Source organism: Streptomyces sp. NPDC055966, from assembly GCF_042269865.1.
GTDB lineage: Bacteria > Actinomycetota > Actinomycetes > Streptomycetales > Streptomycetaceae > Streptomyces.
The window spans coordinates 198065-218989 of sequence record NZ_JBHJYK010000005.1 but is presented as its reverse complement, the minus strand read 5'-3'; the positions used below and the strand labels follow the sequence as shown (position 1 = coordinate 218989).

The following is a 20925-nucleotide window of genomic DNA, read 5'->3' as shown; positions in this document are numbered from 1 at the left end:
ACCCGCCCCGGAGCACTGTTACGCGCCTGTGACACCGAGCGGACCATCCGAAGATCGAAGCCTGTCACCCTCTGTCTTGCCTATCCACATTTCTGGGGGATTCAGCCATGACCAACCGAACCCGCCTCATCACCGCCGCCATCGCCGTGGCCGCCTCCGTCACCGGCACGGCGCTGCTGGGTGCCTCCGGAGCCGCATCGGCCGCCACCGGTTCCGCGCACGGGACCCTGACCGTCAGCAACGGCACCGCGTACGTGCTGATCGGCGGACACCGGGTGAACTTCGGCGTGCCCGTCCGGGATCTCGCCTGGTCCCCGGACGGCGCCCGGGCCGCGTTCATCGACGGCTCCGGGAATCTCGACACCGCCCGTCCGGACGGCAGCGGCCGCGTGGTCGTGGCCAAGAACCCCGGCAACCAGAACTGGTCCCACCCGACGTGGCAGGTGACCGCGAAGGACACCCGCAACGGCATTCCCGCCAAGGACAACCTCATCTTCGCGGCCCGCGACAAGGGCGTCTCGCGCCTGAAGTACATCTCCGCCAAGGCCGTCCACGGCACGCCGAAGACGCTGTCCCTGAACGGCGACCCGGGCCCGGGCGGGGCGCTCCCGCAGACCGGCAACGTCTGGCCCAACGCGGGCGGGCACTACGGCACGTCGGTCTACGCCAACGTCGACACCGGCGCGGTCTACATCCGTGACGACTACCTGCGCCAGCAGGGCGGCAAGCTCACCAAGGGCTCGCAGCCCGCGCTGTCCCCGAACGAGGAAGAGGTCGTGTTCGTGCGCTCGGTCGCCGGCCACGACCACGTCCTCGTGGAGGACCTCATGCACGGCGACCGCGTCAAGGACCTCACCCCGCACGCGACCACCGACTACACCGAGCCGGCCTGGTCCCCCGACGGCAGGACCCTCGCGGTGCGCACCCCGTCCGGCACGGTGACCCTGCCGGCCGACGGCACGGGCCACCCGGCCAAGGTCACGTCGACGACGGGTCTGGCGGCGTACCGCCCCTGACGACGGCGGCGGCCGACGGGACAGGCCGGGCGGGTCCGGGGCGCGGAGTGCGGGTCACTTCGCCGACCCGGCCAGCTCGGCCCGCAGCTCTTCCAGGTGCGTGTCGGCATGGTCGTGCGGCAGGAACTCCACGACGTCGAGGAACCGGAACAGCACCTGGCTGCTCGTGACGGCGTACTCGTACTCGGCGAAGCCCACCACCGCGCCCGTCGTGCCCCGGACGGCGCCGCGCACCACGTGCTCGGTCATCTCGTCCGGCTCGGCCGCCGACAGCCCGCGCCGGGCGTTCGGCCGGGCCAGATACGGGCACACCATCGAGGCGTACAGCATGCACGCGCGGTGCCCGGGCCCTTCGAGGGTCGGGGCGAGATTGCGGTACGGCCGCCCGGCGGCCAGCGCCTCGCCGATCGCCGCGCTCTCCCCGCTCCCCACCACGCGCCACACCGGCCCCCGCGGCATGGGGCGGTCGCACACCGAGCACAGCCGCCCCCGGGCGCACGCGGCGCTGCGGTCGTGGTCGGTCAGGGCGAACTGCGGCTCGTCGTTCTCCCACGGAGTGATCGCGGGCACGGGATATCCGCGCGCGTCCCGGGGGCGCGCCGCGACGCCCGCCGGCATGGGAACCCTCTCGAATCGCACCTGCCATGCCTATCAGGCTCCGCCGGGCGGCACCACCAAGGGGCTGTCCGCGGCGGGTCATTCGCGTGCGATGCGGGTCAGGTCGGTCGTCAGCGACGCCAGCCAGGACACGGTGGCGTAGTACAGGCGCGGCGCGCCTGGCGGTTCGGCGGCGAGTGCGGCGGGTGCCGGATCGATCCGGGGCACCGGTCCGGTCGGGGTGTCACCGCCGGGGTCCAGGGCCGCCGAGACGAGCAGCATCCGCGCGGCCACCCGGTCTCCGAGCCCGCTGACGGACTCGGCCGGCGCGGGGCCGAGCGCGGTGAGCGGGGGCTCCAGCAGGCGTTCGGAGCCCCACAGCGTGTGGTGGCCGGCCATCAGTGTGGCCTGCCAGTCCACGTGGCGCGGTACGGCCTCGCCCGGCGGCCCGCCGAAGGGTGCCTGTTCGCACTGGAACTGGGCGTAGGCGGACTCGGCGAGGACGATCGCGCGTTGCAGCGAGCGGTGTCCCGGCGCCCCGGTCGGTGCGCTTCCGGCGCCGGTGCCCGCCACGGAGGCGCCGGTAGCGACGACGATCTCGGCCGCCCGGCGCAGGAGTTCGGCCGCGGCACGGTGCATCTCGTCATGGGCGCCGCGGGGCCAGGCGAGCACGCCGAACACGGCGCCGATCGCACTGCCGATCAGCACGTCCAGCACCCGCTCTTCCGCCAACTGCCAGGTGGATGTGGTCAGTTGGGCGAAGACCAGGGCCACGAGCACGGTGAACAGTCCCTGCGCCCAGCCGACGCCCTTGACCGGCCCCACGGTGAAGGCGAACAGCATCCAGGCCGGCAGGACGACGGCGTAGACCGCGGTGTCGGTGCCGGCCAGGGTCAGCGCCCCGGCGGTGACCAGGGCTCCGGCCAGCGTGCCCACGAGGGCCGCGCGGATGGTGCTCCAGGTGTCGCCCAGGGTGGTCCGGGTGAGGCTGAGGGTCGCCAGCATGGCCCAGAATCCGTGGGGCAGCGTGTCCAGCCCGGCCACGAGCCGGGCGGCGGTCAGGGCCAGGGCGATACGGACCGCGTTCTGGAAGAACACCGACCTGCGACCGGCGTGGTGGCAGACCCGGTGCCACCACAGCACGGGTGCCCGGCTCCTGGCGTACCAGAAGCGGCTCTGCCCGGTGTCCACCGACGCGTGCCGGCCGTGCACGGCCAGATCGGCGGCCGTGCCGAGGGCGAGCGCGGCGTCGGCGATCTCCAGCACGGCCGCGTGCCGGCGCAGCACGCCGGGCGGGAGGTCCGGCGGTGCCGCGCCGGCGGCACCTGCCGCGGAGGCCGCCGCCACGCGGGCGCGAGCGGCGGCCAGTTCCGCGTACGGCGTCACCGGCGGCTGCCCGGTGTGCAGACAGGTCGCGGCCGCCGTGGCCACCACCGCCACCGCGCGCAGGGCGGCGGTCTCCTCGGGGCCGGGCCGCCCGTCCGGTGCGGCAGGCAGGTCGGCGAGGCGGCTGAGGAGGGTGCGCGCGGCGAGGCCGGTGTGGGCGAGGGCGCGGTCGCGCACCCCCGGTCCGGCCGGGCGTTCCGCCTCCGGCAGGGACAGGGACCGCAGCGTCCGGCCGGTCTCGTGGGCCAGGCGGACGTCGGTGCCGGTCAGGGTGTGGGGCGCGGTGGCGAGGAGTGTGGCGCAGCGCGCGGCCACGCGTGCGGCGTGGGCGGCCCGCTCGCGGTACGGCGGCGGGGCGGGCTCGGGGAAGAGCAGCGCCTCGGCGGCGACGAGCAGGACGAGCCCGGTGGTCGTACCGGCCAGGCGCTCGGCGAGCGTGCCGGGCGCGTAGGGCGGGAACGACGGCAGGATGTACAGGAGTTGCAGGCCCGGCGCGGCTCCCGCGAGGCGTGGTCCGCCGACGGCGGCGAAGGCCAGCGCGAAGCCGACCGCCAGCATGCCGACGACGGCGCTCCAGGTCCGTACCGACAGCCAGGTGCCGACGACGACCAGCAGCCAGCACACCGGGAGCAGCCGCAGCACCAGCGCGGCCCGCTGCCGCCCGGTGCCGGGGATCCTGGCCAGTCCGCCGAGGGCCACGGCGGCGAACAGGGCGTAGGTGGCCCCGACGGGGCGGTCGAGGCCGTAGCGGAAGAGGTAGAACCCGGCCGCAGCGACCAGCGTCACGCGGACCGCCCGTCGGCCCGAGGCTGCGTAGTCCGCCAGGGTGTGGCGGGAAGCGACTCGACGGCCCACGTCTACAGAATCGCCCCGCGCCGGTCCCCCGGCATGTCGCGACCGCTTCGGCGCACCGGCGGGCCGGGAGTCAGCCCAGGGTGAAGCGGACCGGCGTGCCCGGCGCGGCCTGGGCGGCCGCCGCGAGGGCGGGTTCGGCGACGACGCCGACGACCGGGTAGCCGCCGGTGGTCGGGTGGTCGCGCAGGAACACCACCGGGCGGCCGTCGGGGGGCACCTGTACGGCGCCGAGCACCATGCCCTCGCTGGGCAGTTCGCCGCCCGACACGCGTTCCAGCGGCGGCCCCTCGGTGCGCAGGCCGATGCGGTTGCTGTGCGGCGAGACGCGGTACGTCGCCGAGGTGAGGGTGCGCAGCGCCGCGGCGGTGAACCAGTCGGCGCGCGGGCCGAGCCGGAGTGGCAGCGTCAGTTCGGCGGGCGGCGCGGGCCAGGGGGCGAGGTCGGTGCGGGGCGGCTGCGGGGCGGCTGCGCCGAGCGGGAGGACGTCCCCGGCACGCAGCGGCTCCGGGCCCAGTCCGGAGAGCAGGTCGGCCGAGCGGCTGCCGAGCACGGGCGCGACGGCGATGCCGCCGCGGACGGCCACGTAGGAGCGCACCCCGGCCGTCACGGCGCCCACGTCGAGGACGGCGCCCGCGGGCACCCGCACGGGTGTCCCCCAGGCCGCCGGCCGTCCGTCGAGGGTCACCGGGCAGGGCGCGCCGCCGACCACGACGGTCACGGTGTGCTCGGGGCGCAGGGCGCAGCCGGTGAGGGTGGTCTCCAGGGCGGCGGCGTCGGGGGCGTTGCCGAGGAGGCGGTTGGCCAGGGCCAGGGCGGCGGCGTCGAGGGCACCGGAGCGGGGGACGCCGAGGTGGGCGTGGCCGCGCCGGCCGGCGTCCTGGACCGTGGTGAGGGCGCCGGGGCGTACGACGGTGAGGGTGCCGGTCACGGCGCACCGCCGCTCTCGGCCACGAACCGTACGCGCGTGCCCGCGGTGAGCAGGGCGGGTTCGTCGCGGGTGAGGTCCCACAGCGGGGTCGGGTCGGGCATGGTGCCGATCAGCTGCCAGCCGCCGGGGGTGGCGCGCGGATACACCGCGCTGTAGGGACCGGCGAGCGCGACGGCGCCGGCCGGGACGCGGGTGCGGGGCGTGTCGTGGCGCGGGACGTGCAGTTCGGCCGGCAGGCCGGTGAGGTAGCCGAAGCCGGGGGCGAATCCGCAGAAGGCGACGCGGTAGGTGTACGCGCGGTGCCGTGCGCCGACCTCGTCGACGCCGACCTGCCAGAGGTCGGCCACCCGGGCGATGTCGGGGCCGTCGTAGCGCACGGGGATCTCGACGGCCTCCCCTTCGTCGGCCGCGCGGGCGGGCACCTCCCAGTCGGCGATGCGGCGGGCCAGTTCCGCGGGGCGCGGGACGCCGTCGAGGAGGACGGTCCGGGCGCCGGGCACGATCTCCTCGACCGGTGGCAGGGTGCCGGCCGCGCGGCGTCGCAGCAGTTCGGCGTGGAAGGCGCCGGTGCGCTCGGCGTCCGGGAGTTCGACGAGCAGGGCGTGCCGTCCGGCGGGGCGCACGGTGAGGAGCCGGTTCCCGGTCATGCGAAGGCCCCGACCTCGACCCCGGCCGCGTCGAGGGCCGCGCGCACGCGGGCCGCGATCCGGGCGGCGCCCGCGGTGTCGCCGTGCACGCACAGGGAACGGGCGGCCACGGCGACGCTCGTCCCGTCCACGGCCCGGACCGCGCCGTCCACGGCGAACGCGAGCGCACGCCGGACCACCTCGTCCTCGTCGGTGACCACGGCGTGCGGCTCGCGGCGTGGCACGAGGGTGCCCTCGGGGGCGTAGGCGCGGTCCGCGAAGGCCTCCGGTACGGCGGCCAGGCCCGCGTCCGCGGCGGCGGCGAGCAGCCGTGACCCGGGCAGGCCGAGCACGGGCAGCGCCCCGCCGGCCAGTTCGACGCCCGTCACCACGGCGGCGGCCTGTTCGGCGTCGTGCACGGTGCGGTTGTAGAGGGCGCCGTGCGGCTTGACGTACGCCACCTCGGCCCCGGCGGCCCGGGCGAAGACGCGCAGCGCCCCGATCTGGTAGGCCACCTCGGCCGCGAGTTCGTCCGCGGGGACGTCCATGGTGCGCCGGCCGAAACCGGCCAGGTCGCGGTAGGACACCTGGGCGCCAATCCGTACGCCGCGCTCGGCGGCGAGGTCGCACACGCGGCGCATCACGGAGGGGTCGCCGGCGTGGAAGCCACAGGCGACGTTGGCGCTGGTCACGACGGTGAGCAGGGCGTCGTCGTCGGTGAGGGTCCAGCGGCCGAAGCCCTCGCCGAGGTCCGCGTTGAGGTCGATCACGCCCCAGAACGTAATCGATCGTTGAACGATCCGACAAGGCATCGATCGATTTCTGCAGCACCTCTTGTTCGATCGTTGAACGATCCCCTAGGGTCCGTGCATCCCTCACGGATCCGGACCTCCCGGATCCGCACCACCCGGGCGTCCTGCCCCGTCCCCCGCGAAGAAGGCCGCCGCATGATCGTTCTCCTCGGCGTGGTCGTGGTGATCCTCGGCTTCGTCACGCGCCGCAATCCCGTCCTCGTGGTGGGCGTCGCCGGTGTCTTCACCGGGCTGGTCGGCGGGATGGATCCACTGGAGGTCCTCGCGGCCTTCGGCCGGTCCTTCGCCGACAGCCGGTCGGTCACCGTCTTCGCCGTCGCCCTGCCCGTGATCGGCCTGCTGGAGCGTTACGGCCTGCGCGAACAGGCCCGCCGTCTCATCGGCCGGCTCACCGGGCTCAGCACCGGCCGGTTCCTCACCGTCTACCTGCTGGTCCGTCAGGTCACCGCCGCCCTCGGCCTCACCAGCATCTGCGGCCCCGCGCAGACCGTACGGCCGCTGGTCGCGCCCATGGCCGAGGCCGCCGCCGAGCGCACGACGGGCACCGAACTGCCGGACCGCCTGCGCGAGAAGGTGCGCTCCTACGCCGCGTCCGCCGACACCGTGGGCCTCTTCTTCGGCGAGGACTGCTTCATCGCCATCGGCTCGATCCTGCTGATCACCGGGTTCGTGAACTCGACGTACCACCAGAACCTCGAACCGACCCAGCTGGCCGTGTGGGCCGTCCCGCTCGCCGTCTGCGCCTTCCTCGTCCACGGCGCCCGACTCCTGCTCCTGGACCGGCAGTTGGAGCGCCAGATGGCCCTCGCCCGCGCCGAGCACGACCTGCCGCTGCCGAAGGGAACCGACAAGTGATCAAGGCCGAATGGCTCTACTGGCTGGTGGGCCTCGTCTTCGTCGTCATGGCCGTGCAGATGGCGGCCGACCGCACCAACCCCAGGCGGTGGACCTCAGCCGCCTTCTGGGGCCTGCTCGGGCTCACCTTCCCCTACGGCACCGGAGTCGCCAACGACACGGCGCACAAGGGTGGTTGGACCCTGCCCGCCGAACCGCTCGGTGTCGCCGTCCTCGCCCTGATCGTGCTCGCCGGGTTCAACTTCCTCGGCAAGGGCGAGCCCGTCACCAGCAGCGCGGAGGAGCGCGAGGCCTCCGCGACCCGGCTCGGCGGCAGGATCTTCGTCCCCGCGCTGACCATTCCGCTCGTCGCGATCGTGTGCGCCTCCGTGCTCGACACCTCCGGCCTGTTCGAGACGGGCAAGGCCACCCTGATCGGACTCGGGATCGGCTGTCTGGTCGCCCTCGTCGTCGGCATGCTGGTCACCGGCGAGCGCAGGCTGTCGGTCCCGCTGCACTCCGGCCGCTCCATGCTGGAGGCGATGGGCTCCGCCCTGCTGCTGCCCCAGCTCCTCGCCGTGCTCGGCTCGATCTTCGCGCTGGCCGGAGTCGGCACCCAGGTCGGCAGGATCGTGCACGACATCCTGCCCGGCGACTCCAAGTACCTCGCCGTGGCGGCGTACTGCGTCGGCATGTTCCTGTTCACGATGATCATGGGCAACGCGTTCGCCGCGTTCCCGGTGATGACCGCGGCGATCGGCTGGCCCGTCCTCATCGAGCAGATGCACGGCAACGAAGCGGCCGTCCTCGCGATCGGCATGCTGGCCGGTTTCGCGGGGACGCTGTGCACACCGATGGCCGCCAACTACAACATCGTCCCGGCCACCCTGCTCGAACTGAAGGACCAGTACGGCCCGATCAAGGCGCAGATCCCGACGGCGCTGCCGCTGCTGGTCTGCGCCACGGTGATCATGGCGCTCTTCGCCTTCTGACCGCCGCGCCCGCCGCCCTCCGCTCCCCGTGGAGGAAACACCCGATGAAGACGAAGAAGAGGGCCCGATGAAGGAAGTGCCATGACCCGCGTGCTCATCACCGGCTTCGCCCCTTTCGACGGCCGGCGCGTGAACCCGTCGTGGCAGGCGGCCTCCCTCGTGGCCGCCGAGCCGCCCGCCGGGCTGACCGTCACCGCCGCCGAACTGCCGTGCGTCTTCGGCGAGTCCGTCACAGTCCTGCGCGACGCCGTCCGCGCGGCCGGCCCCGAGCTGGTCCTCTGCCTGGGCCAGGCGGGCGGCCGCCCCGGCGTGACGGTCGAACGCGTCGCCATCAATCTCGACGACGCCCGCATCCCCGACAACGCCGGCCGCCGCCCCGTCGACGAACCCGTGGTCCCGGGCGGCCCCGCCGCGTACTTCTCGTCCCTCCCGGTGAAGGCCTGCGTCGCCGCCCTGCGCACGGCCGGTGTGCCCGCCGCCGTCTCGCACACCGCCGGTACGTTCGTCTGCAACCACGTCGCGTACGGCCTGGCCCACCTCATCGCCACCGAACTCCCGCACGTCCGGGGCGGTTTCGTCCATGTACCCTGGGCGCCGGAGCAGGTCCCCGACGGCACCGCCCCGGCCCTGGAACCCGCCACGGTCGCCCGCGGCCTGCGCGCCCTGCTGGTCACAGCGGCCGCCACCCCCACGGGCCAGGACCTGAAGATCTCCGAGGGAACCACCCACTGATGCCGCCCACCTGTACACCGCCCTTCCTTCGAGCGGCAGTACTACTGGGCCACGTATCCCGTGCGCGACGGCCACCACCCCAACAGCGCCTTCGCCCCGGGGCTCCCGCGACCCCAGAGGCCGTACGCGATGCGCAGGACGCTGGGCCGGGAGCGGTTCGCGTGGTGGCTCGACGGATTCCTGACCGCCGTTGGAGGTGCCCGTCGTCTCCGACCGCAGCGACCCGCGGATCGGCCATCTGCCGGGCTCACCCTGAGCAGGGCCGCCGCGCTCCGCTCGGCCACGGGGGCTCCGCCCGGACGGGCCGGTGCGCAGTCGGCTGACCGAGGCGCCCGGAGCCCGTCTGGTGGCCGGCCCGCCCGCCGTGGAACGCGGCGACTTCGCGACCGGGCACTGGCCGGCCACCTTCGCGGCGCAGGCCCTCGATCCCCTGGGTAGGGCCGGTCCGCGCGTTCAGATGCCGAACGGGGCGGCGTAGCGGACGATGCCGGCGGGCAGGGGGTGGCGTGCGTCGAGGGTGAGGGCCATCAGGGCGTCGTCCGGGACGTCGATGCTCAGGCCGATCCCGTGGGCCGAGGCCCGGGTGAATCCGAAGCGCGGGTAGTAGTCCGGGTGACCGAGGACGACCACATGGCGCTCGCCCCGCTCCCGGGCTGCCCGCAGCCCGGCCCGGACCGCGGCGGATCCGGCGCCGGTGCGCTGCCGGTCGGGACGTACGGCGACGGGTGCCAGGCACAGCGCCGGGACGTCGCCGATGTGGCAGCGGGTCAGCAGGGCGTACCCGGCCGGCGTGCCGCTGTCGTCGACGGCGACCACGGACAGCCCGTCGAGCCACGCGGGATCGCCCCGCAGGGCGTCCACGAGGTCGGCCTCCCCGGCGGTGGGAAACGCGGAGAGGTTGATCTCGCGGACTGCGGGGATGTCGGCACCGGTCTCGGCGCGGGTGGTCCACCTGTGCGGCATGGGGGGCGTGCGCTCCGATTCGCTTGACGGCCTGCATCGAAGCACATGCCGACCGGGCCGGACCAACCCTTTTGCGACCTTTGCCGCCGACTCGCCGCGCCGGCTAGGCCATGAGCAGCGGGCGCAGCGCGCCGTCGCGGAGCCGGTCCACCAGGGGCGGCGCGAACCGGCGTGCCGCGAGCACCGTGGCCAGGGCGACGACGCTGCCGACCAGGGCGCCCACGGCGACGTCGTGCGGGTAGTGGGCGCCGACGTAGACACGCGAGGCCCCCATCACGACGGCCGCGAGCAGGGCGACGGATCCGAGCCGCCTGCTGACGAGGAGGAGCGCCACCGCGAAGGCGAAGGCGACGGTGGTGTGATTGCTGGGGAAGGCGTAGTCGTCGGGGGCCGGGCACGCCTCGATGAGGAAGTCGTGGGGCAGCGCCCGGCACGGCCGGGGCTCCTGGAAGACCATCTTGATCCCGCTGTTCACCACATAGGCGAGGACGACGGCGAACGGAGCGCCCAGCACGGCGGCCATCGCGGTGCTCCCCTGCCCGCGGGCCCGCCACCAGGCGACCAGCAGGAGCAGCGCGAAGATGCCAGTGCCGTACGCGCTGTACGCGGCCGCGGTTCCGTTCAGCCAGTGCGTATGGCGGGCGAAGTCGGTGACGTCGGTGTACAGGCCGCCGTCTATGGCCGCGCCGTCGAGTGCCTGAACGGTCGGGGAGGAAGTCGTCATCGAGCGGATCTCCGGGCCGTGGTGCGCGTGCGGCGCGCTCCGGGGAACGCGCCGCGACACTGAGTGGACATGAAGATGACCTGTAGACGTCCGGAACATGAACGTCTACAAGTGAGTAGACGTTATCAGGCGGAGATCGGTTCACTCACCTGGAGATCGATACGCGCTAGGAGGCGTCCGTGCGCAGGACCACGCGCCGCCCGTGCAGCTCGCCGCGCTCCAGCCGGGCGTGCGCCGCGCCGGCCGCGCTGAGCGGGAGGATCTCGGTCCGGCGCGCCCGCAGGGCACCCCGGCCGAGCAGGTCGTTGATGTACCCGGCGGCCTCGGCGAGTTCGTCGGTGGTCGCGTGGGAGATGACGAATCCCACGACGGAGCGGTCGTTCATGTACAGGGCTCCGGCGGGCAGCACGGGCCGCGTGCCGGCACCGGCCAGCAGCACGACGCGGCCCCGCCGGGCGAGCAGACCGACGGAGGTCTCCAGGTCGTTGACGCCCGCCGTGTCCAGGTAGAGGTCGACGCCCGAGGGCGCGGCGGCCCGGATCGTCCCGGCCAGGTCCGGATCGCGGTAGTCGAAGACCTCGGCCGCGCCCGACCGTGCGCAGTACGCCGCGTCCCGCGCGCCGGCCGTCGCGAGGACCCGGGCGCCGGCCCGCGCCGCCATCGTCACCAGGGCACCGCCCACGTTGCCCGCGGCCCCGGCGACCAGCACGGTCTCGCCCGCGCGCAGGCGCCCGTGCACGAAGAGGGCGAGGTACGCGGTCGCCGCCGGATGGACGACCGCGACCGCGTTGTCCGGATCGACGCCGTCGGGCAGGTGGTACAGCCGGTCGGCCGCCACCACCGCCCGCTCCGCCGCAGCGCCCTGGCGCCCCTCGTGCCCGAGGCTGTTGCACCACACCCGGTCCCCGACCCGGAATCCGGTGACGCCGGGCCCCACCTCGGCCACCGTCCCGACCAGGTCGCGTCCGACGACGAACGGGAAGGTCAGGTGCGTCGGGAAGAGCCCCGAGCGGACGAAGGTGTCGACGGGGTCGACCGCCGTGGCCCGCACCGCCACCAGTACGTCGGTGGGACCGGGCACCGGCGCGGGAATCTCCCCGTACCGGATGACGTCGGCGGAACCCAGTTCCTGGATGTACGCGGCACGCATGACATCACATGGTTCCACCCCGGCCCGCCCGGCGAAGGACGAGCGAGCTCAGTGTCATGCCGATGGCGCCGGTCCACAGGGTCGCCCCGGCTCCCCACAGCGCACCCGAGACCCCGCCCAGTACTCCGCCCAGCGGAACGCCTCCCCAGGACACGAACCGGGCCGTGGCGTTCATACGGCCGAGGAGCCGGTCCGGGGTGAGGGCCTGCTGGAGGCTCGACTGGGACACCACGCGGACGACACCGCCCAGGGAGAGCGCCGCGAGCCCGACCGCCGCCGCGTACAGGCTCCAGCCCGGCCGCGCGTGCGGCATCAGGGCGGTCGGCGGACACGTGACCAGCGGCGCGAGCCAGATCACCCGCCCCTGCCCGAGCCGCCGCGCGATGCCGGTGGCCAGCAGGGCACCCAGCAGCGCGCCACAGCCCATGCCCGAGAGGACGAGCCCGATACCGAGGGTGCCGAGACCGATCTTCCGCTCCAGGAAGACCAGAAGCATCGTCTGGTACAGGACCAGGAAGAGGTTGAACATCGCGTCCCCCGCGATCGTCGCGCGCAGGACGGGCTGCCCGAGGACGAAGGCCAGCCCTTCCCTGATGTCCCGGGCCAGATGCCGTCTCCCGCCCGCCCCCGGTCTCTCCTCGCGCCTGCGGATGCGGGTCGCGAGGAGCCCCGACGCCACCATCCCCGCCGAACTCGCCAGCAGCGCGGCGGGGGCTCCCGCCCAGCCGACCAGCGGCCCCGCCACCGCGGGTCCGCCGATGCTGGTCACCGACCGGACCGCCGAGAGTCTCGCGTTCCCCTCGACCAGGTTGTCCCGTCCCACCAGGTGCGGGAGATAGCTGACGTAGGCGACGTCGAAGAAGACGGTCAGCAGTCCGTGCAGCAGGGCGGCCGCGCAGAGCCACTCGATCGTGAGCAGACGGGCCCACCACGCCGCCGGGACCGACAGCAGGATCAGCGCGCGCACCAGATCGGCGGCGATCATCACGGGCCGCTTTCGCATCCGGTCCACCCACGCGCCGGCCGGCAGTCCGATGAGCAGCGAGCCCGCCGTGGTCGTCGCGGTCAGCAGTCCGACCTGGAGTTCGTCGGCGTTCAGCGCCGTGATCGCGACCAGGGGCAGTGCCAGGAAAATGATGCGGTCGCCCAGTTGTCCGAGGGCGGTGGCGGCGAAGAGCCGCCCGAAATCCGGATCACGCAGAAGACCGAGCCGCGAGGGAATTCCCTTGGGTATCACCTGGTGTCACCGCTCGACGCCGAATTCGTACACCACGGCCCGGCGCGCGTCCGGGATGACGATGTCCGCGGTTTCCACCGGGCGGCCGTCAGTGGCGTAAATGGTCCGCTCTATCCGGAGTACGAGGTCTCCGGCGCTGATTCCCAGCAGATTCGCGTGTACCGGGGTGGCGCGGGCCGGGCGGGGGATCTCGACCACGGTGTCGACGACGACTCCGATGGAGCGCATGCGCTCGGGCACCCCCTTTCCCGCCAGCGGGCCCGTCTCGGGCAGCACGATCGGCGTTCCGCCCGTGAGGGTCATCGGTTCCCAGGACGCGGAGAACTGGACGGGGTGCCCCTCGGCGAGGAACTCGTAGTGCGTGGTGACACAGAGGTCGCCGGGGCGGATGGCGAGCCGCTCGGCGATGGCCTCGGGGGCGGGCACGCGCACCTGGCTGTGCGCGTCCCAGGAGTCGGCCCGGCCCCGCTCCCGCAGATCGGGACGTGCGCCGGCGGACGTACCGGCGCGGCGGGGTGAGCCGTCCCGGCGTTCGTGGTGGCGCGAGCGGACGAGCCGCAGGCGCTCGCGCGGTGTGCGCACATAGGTGCCCGATCCCGCGCGCCCTTCGAGGAGTCCTTCGTCGATGAGGCGGTCCATGGCCCGCTGCACGACATTGCGCCCGACCCCGTACTCCTCGGCGAGCCGCGCCCGGGACGGCAGGCGCTCACCGACGTCCCACTCCCCCGAGAGAACACGGGCTCGCAACACGTCGGCCAGTGCACGGTACGGCGCTTCTCGGGGCATGGGTGACTCTCCAGCGGTGATTCCAGGCGGAGTTGAGAAGCTACTTCACCGCGTGAAAGCTACTGGAGCAGAAACACGCTCGGCGCTCGCGCCTCAGCGTCTGCGCTCCGCGCCCTCGGCGCCGAGTGCCCAGGCGCCGAAGGCGGCTCCTGCGGTCTCGAATTCGAAGATCACATGGGAGGCCGCGGTGTTGACGTCCCGCCAGAACCGCTGGAGGGGGTCGGTCTCGAAGTGGGACGTGGTGCCGCCGGCCTTGAAGATCCGGTCGACGGCCGACACCAGCAGTCCGACCGCCAGCGCGAGGTCCCGCGGCCCGCGTACCGCCGCCTCGCCCTCCCGGGCCTGCTCGACACCGTCGGCGACACGGGCGGCCCGCTGCATGAGGAGCTCGGCCGCGTCCACCTCGCCGGCCGAGCGGGCCAGCTCGATCTGGACCGGCGGCTTCTCCCGCACCGGGGCGCCGCGCCGGTCGACCCGCCGCATGGTCTGCTCGGCGCCGACGCGCAGTGCCCCGCGGGCGGCACCCAGCACGGGAACGGCGAGGGGCAGGGCGTTCAGGGCGTCCACGGGGACGGTGTGGCAGCGGGCCTCGGAGGCGGTCGCCCGGCCCGCGTTGATGTCGAACCTCGACAGGGTCCGGTGCTCGGGCACGAACACGTCGTCCAGGGCCATGGTGTCGCTGCCGGTCCCGCGCATGCCCATCGTGAACCAGGTGTCCCGCACCATGATGTCCGCCCGGGGCACCGCGAAGAACCGGACCTCGGGACGTCCGTCGGGACCCACCTGGCCGTCGGGTACGGCGGAGCAGGCGAAGACCCAGTCCGCGAAGCGCACCCCGCTGATGTACCGCCACTCGCCGCTCAGCCGCCAGCCGCCGGAGGCGGGCTCGGCCTTGCCGGCCGGCATGAGCGCGCCCGCCATCAGGGCGTTCGGGCCGTCGGCCCAGATCTCGGCCTGTCCCTCCAGGGGCAGGAAGGCCCCGTAGCGGGCCGCGTACGCGGACAGCGAGGCGGCCCAGGCCGCCGAGGCGCAGCCCTGGCCGACCAGGGTGACCGCCGCGGTCATGTCCGTGAAGCGGCCGTCCGCGCCGCCGTAGGCCGCGGGGACGAAGTGCCGGGCGAACCCGGCCTCCCGCACCGCCTCGACCGCCTCGGGCGCAAGCCGCCGGGCGGCCTCCGTCTCCTCGGCGCACCGCGCCGCGATCTCCGCCACGCGCGGCGCGCCGGCGACGACGTCCGCCACCAGCGGCCGCTCGGCCACGATCGTCGTTGTGCTGTCGCTGAGCATGCTGTTCGCCACCTCCACTGGGGGATGGCCGCAGTCTCTCCGGCGGAGCCCGAGACAGGCCGCACCCAAGCCCGGGACCGGCCCGTCGATCACCCGACTGGCTTCAAAACACACCGCTGATCCGAGCTCCGCACCCTTCGCGAAAAATACCCCCCGGGGTACCCGTGCTACTGTCGAACACATACCCCCGGGGGTAATTCACGCACGGGAAAGGAGTGCCCGATGTTCTTCGTCGACACGATCGAGGTGCCGGGGCTGGGCAACCGCACGTACCTGGCGGGCGGCGCGCACACGGCGGTGGCGGTCGATCCGCCGCGCGACATCGACCACGTGATCGCGGCGGCGGCCCGGCGCGGTGTGCGCATATCCCACGTGGTCGAGACGCACCTCCACAACGACTACGTCACCGGCGGCCTCGAACTGGCCCGGCTCACGGGCGCCGCCTACCTCGTCCCCGCCGGCGCCCGGGTCGCCTACGCGCGCGTGCCGGTGCACGACGGCGACCGCCACGACATCGACGCCGCCGCGGGACTCGTCCTGCGCGCGCTGGCGACGCCCGGCCACACCCCGCACCACATGTCGTACGCCCTGGAACAGGACGGCTCGGCGGTCGCGGTGTTCACCGGCGGCTCCCTGCTGATCGGCACCGTCGGCCGCCCCGACCTGGTCGAGCCGCGCCTGACGCGGGACCTCGCCCGGGCCCAGTACGCCTCCGCGCACCGGCTGGCCGCAGAACTGCCGGAGGAGACGGCGGTGCTGCCCACACACGGCTTCGGCAGCTTCTGCGCGTCGAACCGGGCGGGCCGGGCGGGCGGCGACGCCACGACGATCGGCAAGGAGAAGACGAACAACGCGGCGCTCGTCCGTGACGTCGACACCTTCGTCGCCGAGCTGCTGGCCGGCCTGGACGACGTCCCCGCGTACTACACGCACATGGGCCCGGCCAATGCCGACGGCCCCGCCCCGGTCGACCTGACGCCGCCCGCCGTGGCCGACGCCGGCGAGATCGCCGCGCGGCTCGCAGCCGGGGAGTGGGTCGTGGACCTGCGCCACCGTGTCGCCTTCGCCGCGGGGCACGTCGCGGGCTCGTTCAACTTCGAGGCCGACGGGCAGCTCGGCATCTACCTGGCCTGGCTGATCCCCTGGGGCAGGCCGGTGACCCTGCTGGCCGAGTCCGCCGAACAACTCGCGGCCGCGCAGCGGCAGTTGGCACAGGTCGGCATCGAGCGCCCGGCCGCCGCGGCGACCGGTGACCCGGCGCACTGGGTGTCCGAGGGCACGGCACCGGCGTCCTTCCCGCGGGCCACGTTCGCGGATCTCGCCGGACGCCCCCGGGACGGCGTCGTCGTGCTGGACGTCCGCCGGGACTCCGAGCGCGCCGGCGGCTTCGTCGCGGGCTCGGTGCACATCCCGGTCCACACGCTGCGCGAGCGCCTCCACGAGGTGCCCGCGGGGCAGGTCTGGGTGCACTGCGCGGGCGGCATGCGCGCCGCCATCGCCGCGTCGCTGCTGGACGCCGGGGGCCGCGACGTCGTGGCCGTCGACGACTCCTTCGCCTCGGCCGTGGAAGCCGGGCTCACCGAGCAACAGAAGTGAGAACCACGATGAGTTCCTTCACACGACACCCCGGCGCCCCGGACCGGCCGACCGTGCCGGAGGCCGCCGAGCGCACCGGCCACAGCGGGGCCGGCGAGGGCGGGATCGTCGCGTGAGCGCCGTGCTCCTCGCCCTGGCCGCCGGAGCCGCCATCGGTCTGACGCTCGGGGCGCTCGGCGGCGGTGGCAGTGTGCTGGCCGTCCCCGCGCTGATCTACCTGCTCGGGTTCACTCCGGTCGCGGCCACCACGGCCGCGCTGGTCATCGTCTCCGTCACCTCGGCGACGGCTCTGTCGGCGCATGCCCGCGACGGTCATGTGCGCTGGCGTACGGGGCTGCTGTTCGCGGCGGCGGGCATCGGCCCGGCCATGCTGGGCGGGGCGCTCGCCTCCCGCCTGCCGGCGACCGTGCTGACCGTGGGCTTCGCCGTCGTGGCGGGCGTCGCGGCGCTGCGGATGGTGCGCCGGCGCGCGCCCGCCGAGGAGGCCGCCGCACCGGTACGGCCGGGCCGGGCGGCGGCCGCGGGGGCCGGACTCGGCGCGGTCACCGGCGTGCTCGGCGTGGGCGGCGGCTTTCTCGCGGTCCCGGCGCTGGTGAGCGTGCTCGGGATGCGGATGCGGGCGGCCGTGGGCACCAGCCTGCTCGTCATCACGGTCAACTCGCTGGCCGCGCTGGTGACGCGCGCCGGTACGGCGAGCGGCCTGGACTGGGGCCTCATCGGGCCCTTCGCCGGGGCGGCCGTCCTCGGCGCGTGGGACGGCAGGCGACTGTCGGCGAAGCTCCCCGCGCGCACGCTGCAGCGGGCCTTCGCCGTGATCCTGCTCGCGGTGGCCGGCTTCATGCTGGCCGACGCGGTGCTGTGACGGCCCGCCGCGCACGCTGGTGCGGGGACCGCCGAGAGCTCACGCCAGGGACAGGAACAGCTTCTCCATCCGGGCGCGCATCGCCTCGGCGTCCTCGCCGTTCTTCCGGCCGGACTCGATGTCGGCCACGCACTGCTGGAGGCCGGTGGCGATGATCGCGAACCCGGCCCGGTCGAGCGCCCGCGAGGCGGCGGCCAGCTGCATGACGACGTCCTCGCAGTCCCGGCCCTCCTCGATCATCCGGATCACCCCGGAGATCTGGCCCTGCGCCCGCCGCAGCCGGTTCAGCACGGCCTTCAGGGACTCACCCTCAAGCTCCAGCTCCACGATCAACTCCTCAACCGAATACCCCTAGGGGTAACTGTACGTCCCCTCGCGGGACGACGACGCACAGCAGACGAACAGCAAAGGACCGGCTCCGCCATGACCAGCCCCCTCTCCCCCGCCACCCTCGGCACCGACCAGGCCGCTGCCCGGTTGCACGAGTTCACCGTCATCGACGTCCGCACCCCCGGCGAGTACGCCGCCGGCCATCTGCCCCGGGCCCTGAACATCCCCGTGGACCAGCTCCGGCACGCGCTGCCCGAACTGCGGCACGCGGCCGGGCGCGGCGTCCTCCTCATGGTGTGCGCCTCGGGCGCCCGTTCCGGCAACGCCTGCGCGCTCCTCGCCGAGCAGGGCATCCCCGCGGCCACGCTCGCCGGCGGCACCACCGCCTTCGCCGCCGCCGGACACGACCTGGAGCGGCCCGTGGCCTGCGACGCGCGGTCCGGCTGGGCCATGGAGCGGCAGGTGCGCCTCACCGCGGGCACGCTGGTCCTGCTGGGCCTGCTGCTCGGCGTGCTGGTCCACCCGGCCTTCGCGCTGCTGTCGGCGGGCGTCGCAGGCGGCCTGGTCTTCTCCGCCCTGACGGACACCTGCGGCATGGCGGTCGTCCTCGGCAAGCTGCCGCACAACCGGCCGCGCCCCGCCGACCTCGCCGCCACGCTCGCCGCCCTGCGCACCCGCTGAACCGGGGCGCGCGGCCGGGCAATGCACCTCACACGGTTCGACCATGTTTCAGGCAACGTGCGCCGTTTTCACACATCGCCGACGGGTGAGGGGTCACACTCGGTGGCGGAGGGGGGACGAGTGCGGCGGCGGTCGCACCATCCCGACGTGTCGCGCCGCCCGGGGGAAGGCGGCGAGCGGACCAGCAGGGGGATGCATGACGCAGTCGCTTCCAGGCCGACACCCCGCCGCCGAGCGGGCGCAGGCCGGGCGCGGGGAGCTTCCGGTCGTCGTGGTCGGGGCGGGGCCGTACGGGCTGTCCGTGGCCGCGCATCTGCGGGCGGCCGGGGTGCCGGTGCACATCTTCGGGGAGGTGATGGGCAGTTGGCGCCATGCCATGGCCACCGGGATGTTCCTGAAGTCGACACCGGCGGCCACCGATCTGTCCGCACCCGGGCCGGGCGCCCGGCTCGCCGACTTCCGCCGGCTCCAGGGCGAGCCGGAACTGACCGAGCTGACGCCGATCCCGTGCGACGTGTTCGTGCGGTACGGGCAGTGGTTCCAGAAGCAGTACGTCGGTGACGTCGACCCCACCCGGGTCGTGTCCCTCGACCGGGACGGCACGGGCGCGGGCTGGACGGTCCGGCCGGCGGACGGGCGGGACGTGGCCGCCAGGGCCGTCGTCGTGGCCACCGGACTGAACGGACTCGCCCACATACCCGACCAGTTGAGCCGGCTGGCCCCCGAGGGTGCCGGGCCCGGGGCTCTTGTGTCACACACCAGCCACCACACCGACCTGTCCTGCTACGCCGGGCAGCGGGTCGCCGTGATCGGCGGCGGCCAGTCGGCGCTGGAGAGCGCCGCGCTGCTGCACGAGGCGGGCGCCGAGGTGCGGGTGCTGGTCCGGGAGGGCCGGGTGCGGTGGGGGACGACGCCCGTGCTGTCCCGCCCCTGGCCCCGGCGCCTCGCCCAGCCGGCCTCGCCCCTGGGCACCGGCTATGTGCTGGCCGCGGTGTGCAAAGCCCCGCACGCCGTACGGCAGTTGCCCGCCTCCGCGCGGCTCCTGCTGTTCCGGCGCGCGCTCGGCCCGTCGGGCGGCTGGTGGCTGCGGGACCGGGTCGAGGGCGTCGTACCGGTGCACACCGCGAGCCGCGTCACGCTCGCCGAGGTGACACCACAGGCCACGGTCCGGCTCCGGCTCACCGGGTCCCACGGTACGTCCGATCTCACCGTCGACCACGTCCTCGCGGCTACGGGCTACCGGCTCGACCTGGACGCGCTGCCGTTCCTGTCCCCGGCGCTGCGCCGGGAGCTGGTGTGCGTACCGGGGTCCAGGGCCCCCGAGTTGGCGGGCACGCTGGAGTCGTCCGTACCCGGGCTGTACTTCACCGGGTCGCTCGCGGCGCCGGTGTTCGGGCCCATGATGCGGTTCGTCGCCGGAACGGAGTTCGCTGCCTCCCGCATCGCCCGGGACACCCTGCGGCGGATCCGGGCCGCCCGCTGACCGCGGCAGCCGCGCGGGCCGGACGCTACCCTCGCCGCTCGCCCGGCCCGTGATGGCGGCAGCAGAGGCGGAAGCGGGCGTGCGCGGGGCGCACGCCCGCTTCCACGTGCGCGACCGTCGCCGCGCACTGGGCCCGCTGTGCGTCGTCGACCATCTTGTCGCTGTCGGAGGCGGCGTTGGCGAGGCCCGCGCAGCACAGGGTCAGCAGCAGGGCTCCGCCGGCGATGGGGAGGGTCCGGCGGGGCGGGGGCGGGCCGAGCAGGGCGCGGACCCGCTGCGGCACGGCGCCGCCCGTGACGGCGAGCGCGGGCGGGGTCGATCTGCGGGAGGAGGCGGCGAGGGCGGCTCGGCCCACGGCGCGGGCGACGACCCTGCGGCTGCCGACGTGCGTCGCCGCCTCCTCGTCGGCCCAGCGCTCCAGGACGTACCCGCCCGCGTCGGCCAGGGGCCGCAGCAGCGGATTGACGGCCGCGGCAAGGCGCCAGAGGGCCTGGAACAGGTGGTGCCGGCCGCGCAGATGGGCGCGTTCGTGCGCCAGCAGCGCCTCGCGCTCCTCGTCGTCCAGACAGCGCAGCATGCCCCGGGAGACGACGATGCGGCCGGGCGCGCCGGGCAGCGCGAACGCCTGGGGCACGTCGGTGTCGACGACGGCCAGCTCCCCGTCGCCGGGCACGCGGGCGCACTCGCGCCGGGCCCACAGGAGATGACGGACCTGCCGTACGGCGGCGAGCACCAGGGAGACGCACCCCGCGACCAGGACGAGGGAACCGGCGACCGCGACGGTGAGGTGGACCGGGTTCTCGGCCCGCAGGACCGGTACCGACCAGCGGCCCTCCGCCGCCACCTCGGGTATCTGGGCGATCCCGGCGAAGGCCAGCAGCGCCAGCGAGCCCGTCCAGCCGACGGTCGTCACGAGCGCGGTGCAGGCCAGGGCCCAGGCGGCGGGGCGCGGGGCGAGCCGACGGGCCGGCCGGGGCGCGAGGACGCTCAGCACGACCGTCACGACGAGCGGGACGTAGACGCTGATCAGCACCGGCTCACTCCCCCG

At 74.5% G+C, this 20925-nt stretch carries 21 protein-coding genes; 8 read left to right on the top strand and 13 right to left on the bottom strand.

Annotation, left to right across the window (positions count from 1 at the left end):
- The first annotated feature begins 107 nt into the window (after window positions 1–107).
- Entirely contained in the window at window positions 108–1016 is a 909-nt protein-coding gene (locus tag ACFC8N_RS13245; RefSeq protein ID WP_356024186.1) for a hypothetical protein, read from the top strand.
- Window positions 1017–1070: 54 nt separating this feature from the next.
- Here the strand turns inward: ACFC8N_RS13245 and ACFC8N_RS13240 are convergent, their stop codons facing one another.
- The 5 genes from ACFC8N_RS13240 to ACFC8N_RS13220 all read right to left on the bottom strand — a co-directional run bounded on the left by ACFC8N_RS13240 (window position 1071) and on the right by ACFC8N_RS13220 (window position 6178).
- A complete protein-coding gene (locus tag ACFC8N_RS13240) occupies window positions 1071–1586 on the bottom strand; it encodes a hypothetical protein (RefSeq protein WP_362820087.1) in 516 nt (171 codons plus the stop codon).
- Window positions 1587–1712: 126 nt separating this feature from the next.
- Window positions 1713–3785: an FUSC family protein gene (locus ACFC8N_RS13235; RefSeq protein WP_376288156.1), complete on the bottom strand. Its 2073-nt coding sequence runs from the start codon at window positions 3783–3785 to the stop codon at window positions 1713–1715.
- A gap of 139 nt (window positions 3786–3924) precedes the next feature.
- Window positions 3925–4782, bottom strand: coding sequence for a biotin-dependent carboxyltransferase family protein (locus ACFC8N_RS13230; RefSeq protein WP_356024180.1), 858 nt, complete (start codon window positions 4780–4782; stop codon window positions 3925–3927).
- Window positions 4779–5429, bottom strand: coding sequence for an allophanate hydrolase subunit 1 (locus tag ACFC8N_RS13225; protein WP_376288155.1), 651 nt, complete (start codon window positions 5427–5429; stop codon window positions 4779–4781). Before ACFC8N_RS13225 ends, ACFC8N_RS13230 begins: the two co-directional genes overlap by 4 nt.
- Window positions 5426–6178, bottom strand: coding sequence for a 5-oxoprolinase subunit PxpA (locus tag ACFC8N_RS13220; protein WP_356024176.1), 753 nt, complete (start codon window positions 6176–6178; stop codon window positions 5426–5428). The genes ACFC8N_RS13225 and ACFC8N_RS13220 overlap by 4 nt, the downstream gene beginning before the upstream one ends.
- Before the next feature lie 177 nt (window positions 6179–6355).
- On the opposite strand from ACFC8N_RS13220, the gene ACFC8N_RS13215 reads away from it, so the two are divergent.
- The 3 genes from ACFC8N_RS13215 (at window position 6356) to pcp (ending at window position 8778) form a co-directional block, all read left to right on the top strand.
- Window positions 6356–7075 carry a DUF969 domain-containing protein gene (locus ACFC8N_RS13215; RefSeq protein ID WP_356024173.1) on the top strand — a complete coding sequence of 240 codons (720 nt, stop codon included), beginning with the start codon at window positions 6356–6358 and terminating at the stop codon, window positions 7073–7075.
- Window positions 7072–8046 (top strand): DUF979 domain-containing protein, encoded by a 975-nt coding sequence (locus tag ACFC8N_RS13210; RefSeq protein WP_376288154.1) that lies wholly within the window; start codon window positions 7072–7074, stop codon window positions 8044–8046. The genes ACFC8N_RS13215 and ACFC8N_RS13210 overlap by 4 nt, the downstream gene beginning before the upstream one ends.
- A gap of 81 nt (window positions 8047–8127) precedes the next feature.
- A complete protein-coding gene (gene pcp, locus ACFC8N_RS13205) occupies window positions 8128–8778 on the top strand; it encodes a pyroglutamyl-peptidase I (RefSeq protein WP_376288153.1) in 651 nt (216 codons plus the stop codon).
- A gap of 453 nt (window positions 8779–9231) precedes the next feature.
- On the opposite strand, the gene ACFC8N_RS13200 is transcribed toward pcp, so the two are convergent.
- The 6 genes from ACFC8N_RS13200 to ACFC8N_RS13175 form a co-directional block, all read right to left on the bottom strand.
- Complete coding sequence (locus ACFC8N_RS13200; protein ID WP_376288152.1) at window positions 9232–9741, bottom strand: GNAT family N-acetyltransferase; 510 nt, start codon at window positions 9739–9741, stop codon at window positions 9232–9234.
- 103 nt (window positions 9742–9844) lie between these two features.
- Entirely contained in the window at window positions 9845–10465 is a 621-nt protein-coding gene (locus ACFC8N_RS13195) for a phosphatase PAP2 family protein (RefSeq protein WP_356024161.1), read from the bottom strand.
- A gap of 166 nt (window positions 10466–10631) precedes the next feature.
- On the bottom strand, window positions 10632–11615 hold the full coding sequence (locus ACFC8N_RS13190) for an NADPH:quinone reductase (RefSeq protein ID WP_376288151.1): 984 nt from the start codon (window positions 11613–11615) through the stop codon (window positions 10632–10634).
- A gap of 4 nt (window positions 11616–11619) precedes the next feature.
- Window positions 11620–12852 (bottom strand): MFS transporter, encoded by a 1233-nt coding sequence (locus ACFC8N_RS13185; protein WP_356024157.1) that lies wholly within the window; start codon window positions 12850–12852, stop codon window positions 11620–11622.
- A gap of 6 nt (window positions 12853–12858) precedes the next feature.
- The gene (locus ACFC8N_RS13180) at window positions 12859–13638 is read right to left on the bottom strand and encodes a GntR family transcriptional regulator (RefSeq protein ID WP_376288150.1); all 780 of its coding nucleotides are present in this window, start codon (window positions 13636–13638) and stop codon (window positions 12859–12861) included.
- A gap of 93 nt (window positions 13639–13731) precedes the next feature.
- Complete coding sequence (locus ACFC8N_RS13175; RefSeq protein WP_356024152.1) at window positions 13732–14925, bottom strand: acyl-CoA dehydrogenase family protein; 1194 nt, start codon at window positions 14923–14925, stop codon at window positions 13732–13734.
- 222 nt (window positions 14926–15147) lie between these two features.
- Here ACFC8N_RS13175 and ACFC8N_RS13170 point away from each other — a divergent pair, with 222 nt between their 5' ends.
- Both ACFC8N_RS13170 and ACFC8N_RS13165 read left to right on the top strand, forming a co-directional pair.
- Window positions 15148–16521 carry an MBL fold metallo-hydrolase gene (locus ACFC8N_RS13170; RefSeq protein ID WP_356024150.1) on the top strand — a complete coding sequence of 458 codons (1374 nt, stop codon included), beginning with the start codon at window positions 15148–15150 and terminating at the stop codon, window positions 16519–16521.
- Window positions 16522–16633: 112 nt separating this feature from the next.
- Window positions 16634–17383 (top strand): sulfite exporter TauE/SafE family protein, encoded by a 750-nt coding sequence (locus tag ACFC8N_RS13165; RefSeq protein WP_376288149.1) that lies wholly within the window; start codon window positions 16634–16636, stop codon window positions 17381–17383.
- A gap of 39 nt (window positions 17384–17422) precedes the next feature.
- Here ACFC8N_RS13165 and ACFC8N_RS13160 read toward each other — a convergent pair whose 3' ends face one another.
- Complete coding sequence (locus tag ACFC8N_RS13160) at window positions 17423–17710, bottom strand: metal-sensitive transcriptional regulator (protein WP_356024145.1); 288 nt, start codon at window positions 17708–17710, stop codon at window positions 17423–17425.
- Between the two features lie 96 nt (window positions 17711–17806).
- Here ACFC8N_RS13160 and ACFC8N_RS13155 point away from each other — a divergent pair, with 96 nt between their 5' ends.
- Both ACFC8N_RS13155 and ACFC8N_RS13150 read left to right on the top strand, forming a co-directional pair.
- Entirely contained in the window at window positions 17807–18394 is a 588-nt protein-coding gene (locus tag ACFC8N_RS13155; protein ID WP_376288148.1) for a rhodanese-like domain-containing protein, read from the top strand.
- A 196-nt stretch (window positions 18395–18590) separates the two neighbouring features.
- The gene (locus tag ACFC8N_RS13150; RefSeq protein ID WP_376288147.1) at window positions 18591–19877 is read left to right on the top strand and encodes an FAD-dependent oxidoreductase; all 1287 of its coding nucleotides are present in this window, start codon (window positions 18591–18593) and stop codon (window positions 19875–19877) included.
- Window positions 19878–19902: 25 nt separating this feature from the next.
- Here ACFC8N_RS13150 and ACFC8N_RS13145 read toward each other — a convergent pair whose 3' ends face one another.
- Complete coding sequence (locus ACFC8N_RS13145; RefSeq protein WP_362820102.1) at window positions 19903–20910, bottom strand: M48 family metalloprotease; 1008 nt, start codon at window positions 20908–20910, stop codon at window positions 19903–19905.
- Between the last annotated feature and the right edge of the window lie 15 nt (window positions 20911–20925).

Coding starts and splice junctions, on each gene's coding strand:
- pcp (WP_376288153.1), top strand. CDS start 8,128: ATGACCCGCGTGCTCATCACCGGCTTCGCCCCTTTCGACGGCCGGCGC.
- ACFC8N_RS13175 (WP_356024152.1), bottom strand. CDS start 14,925: ATGCTCAGCGACAGCACAACGACGATCGTGGCCGAGCGGCCGCTGGTG.
- ACFC8N_RS13155 (WP_376288148.1), top strand. CDS start 17,807: ATGACCAGCCCCCTCTCCCCCGCCACCCTCGGCACCGACCAGGCCGCT.
- ACFC8N_RS13150 (WP_376288147.1), top strand. CDS start 18,591: ATGACGCAGTCGCTTCCAGGCCGACACCCCGCCGCCGAGCGGGCGCAG.
- ACFC8N_RS13200 (WP_376288152.1), bottom strand. CDS start 9,741: ATGCCGCACAGGTGGACCACCCGCGCCGAGACCGGTGCCGACATCCCC.
- ACFC8N_RS13195 (WP_356024161.1), bottom strand. CDS start 10,465: ATGACGACTTCCTCCCCGACCGTTCAGGCACTCGACGGCGCGGCCATA.
- ACFC8N_RS13190 (WP_376288151.1), bottom strand. CDS start 11,615: ATGCGTGCCGCGTACATCCAGGAACTGGGTTCCGCCGACGTCATCCGG.
- ACFC8N_RS13245 (WP_356024186.1), top strand. CDS start 108: ATGACCAACCGAACCCGCCTCATCACCGCCGCCATCGCCGTGGCCGCC.
- ACFC8N_RS13170 (WP_356024150.1), top strand. CDS start 15,148: ATGTTCTTCGTCGACACGATCGAGGTGCCGGGGCTGGGCAACCGCACG.
- ACFC8N_RS13180 (WP_376288150.1), bottom strand. CDS start 13,638: ATGCCCCGAGAAGCGCCGTACCGTGCACTGGCCGACGTGTTGCGAGCC.
- ACFC8N_RS13225 (WP_376288155.1), bottom strand. CDS start 5,429: ATGACCGGGAACCGGCTCCTCACCGTGCGCCCCGCCGGACGGCACGCC.
- ACFC8N_RS13215 (WP_356024173.1), top strand. CDS start 6,356: ATGATCGTTCTCCTCGGCGTGGTCGTGGTGATCCTCGGCTTCGTCACG.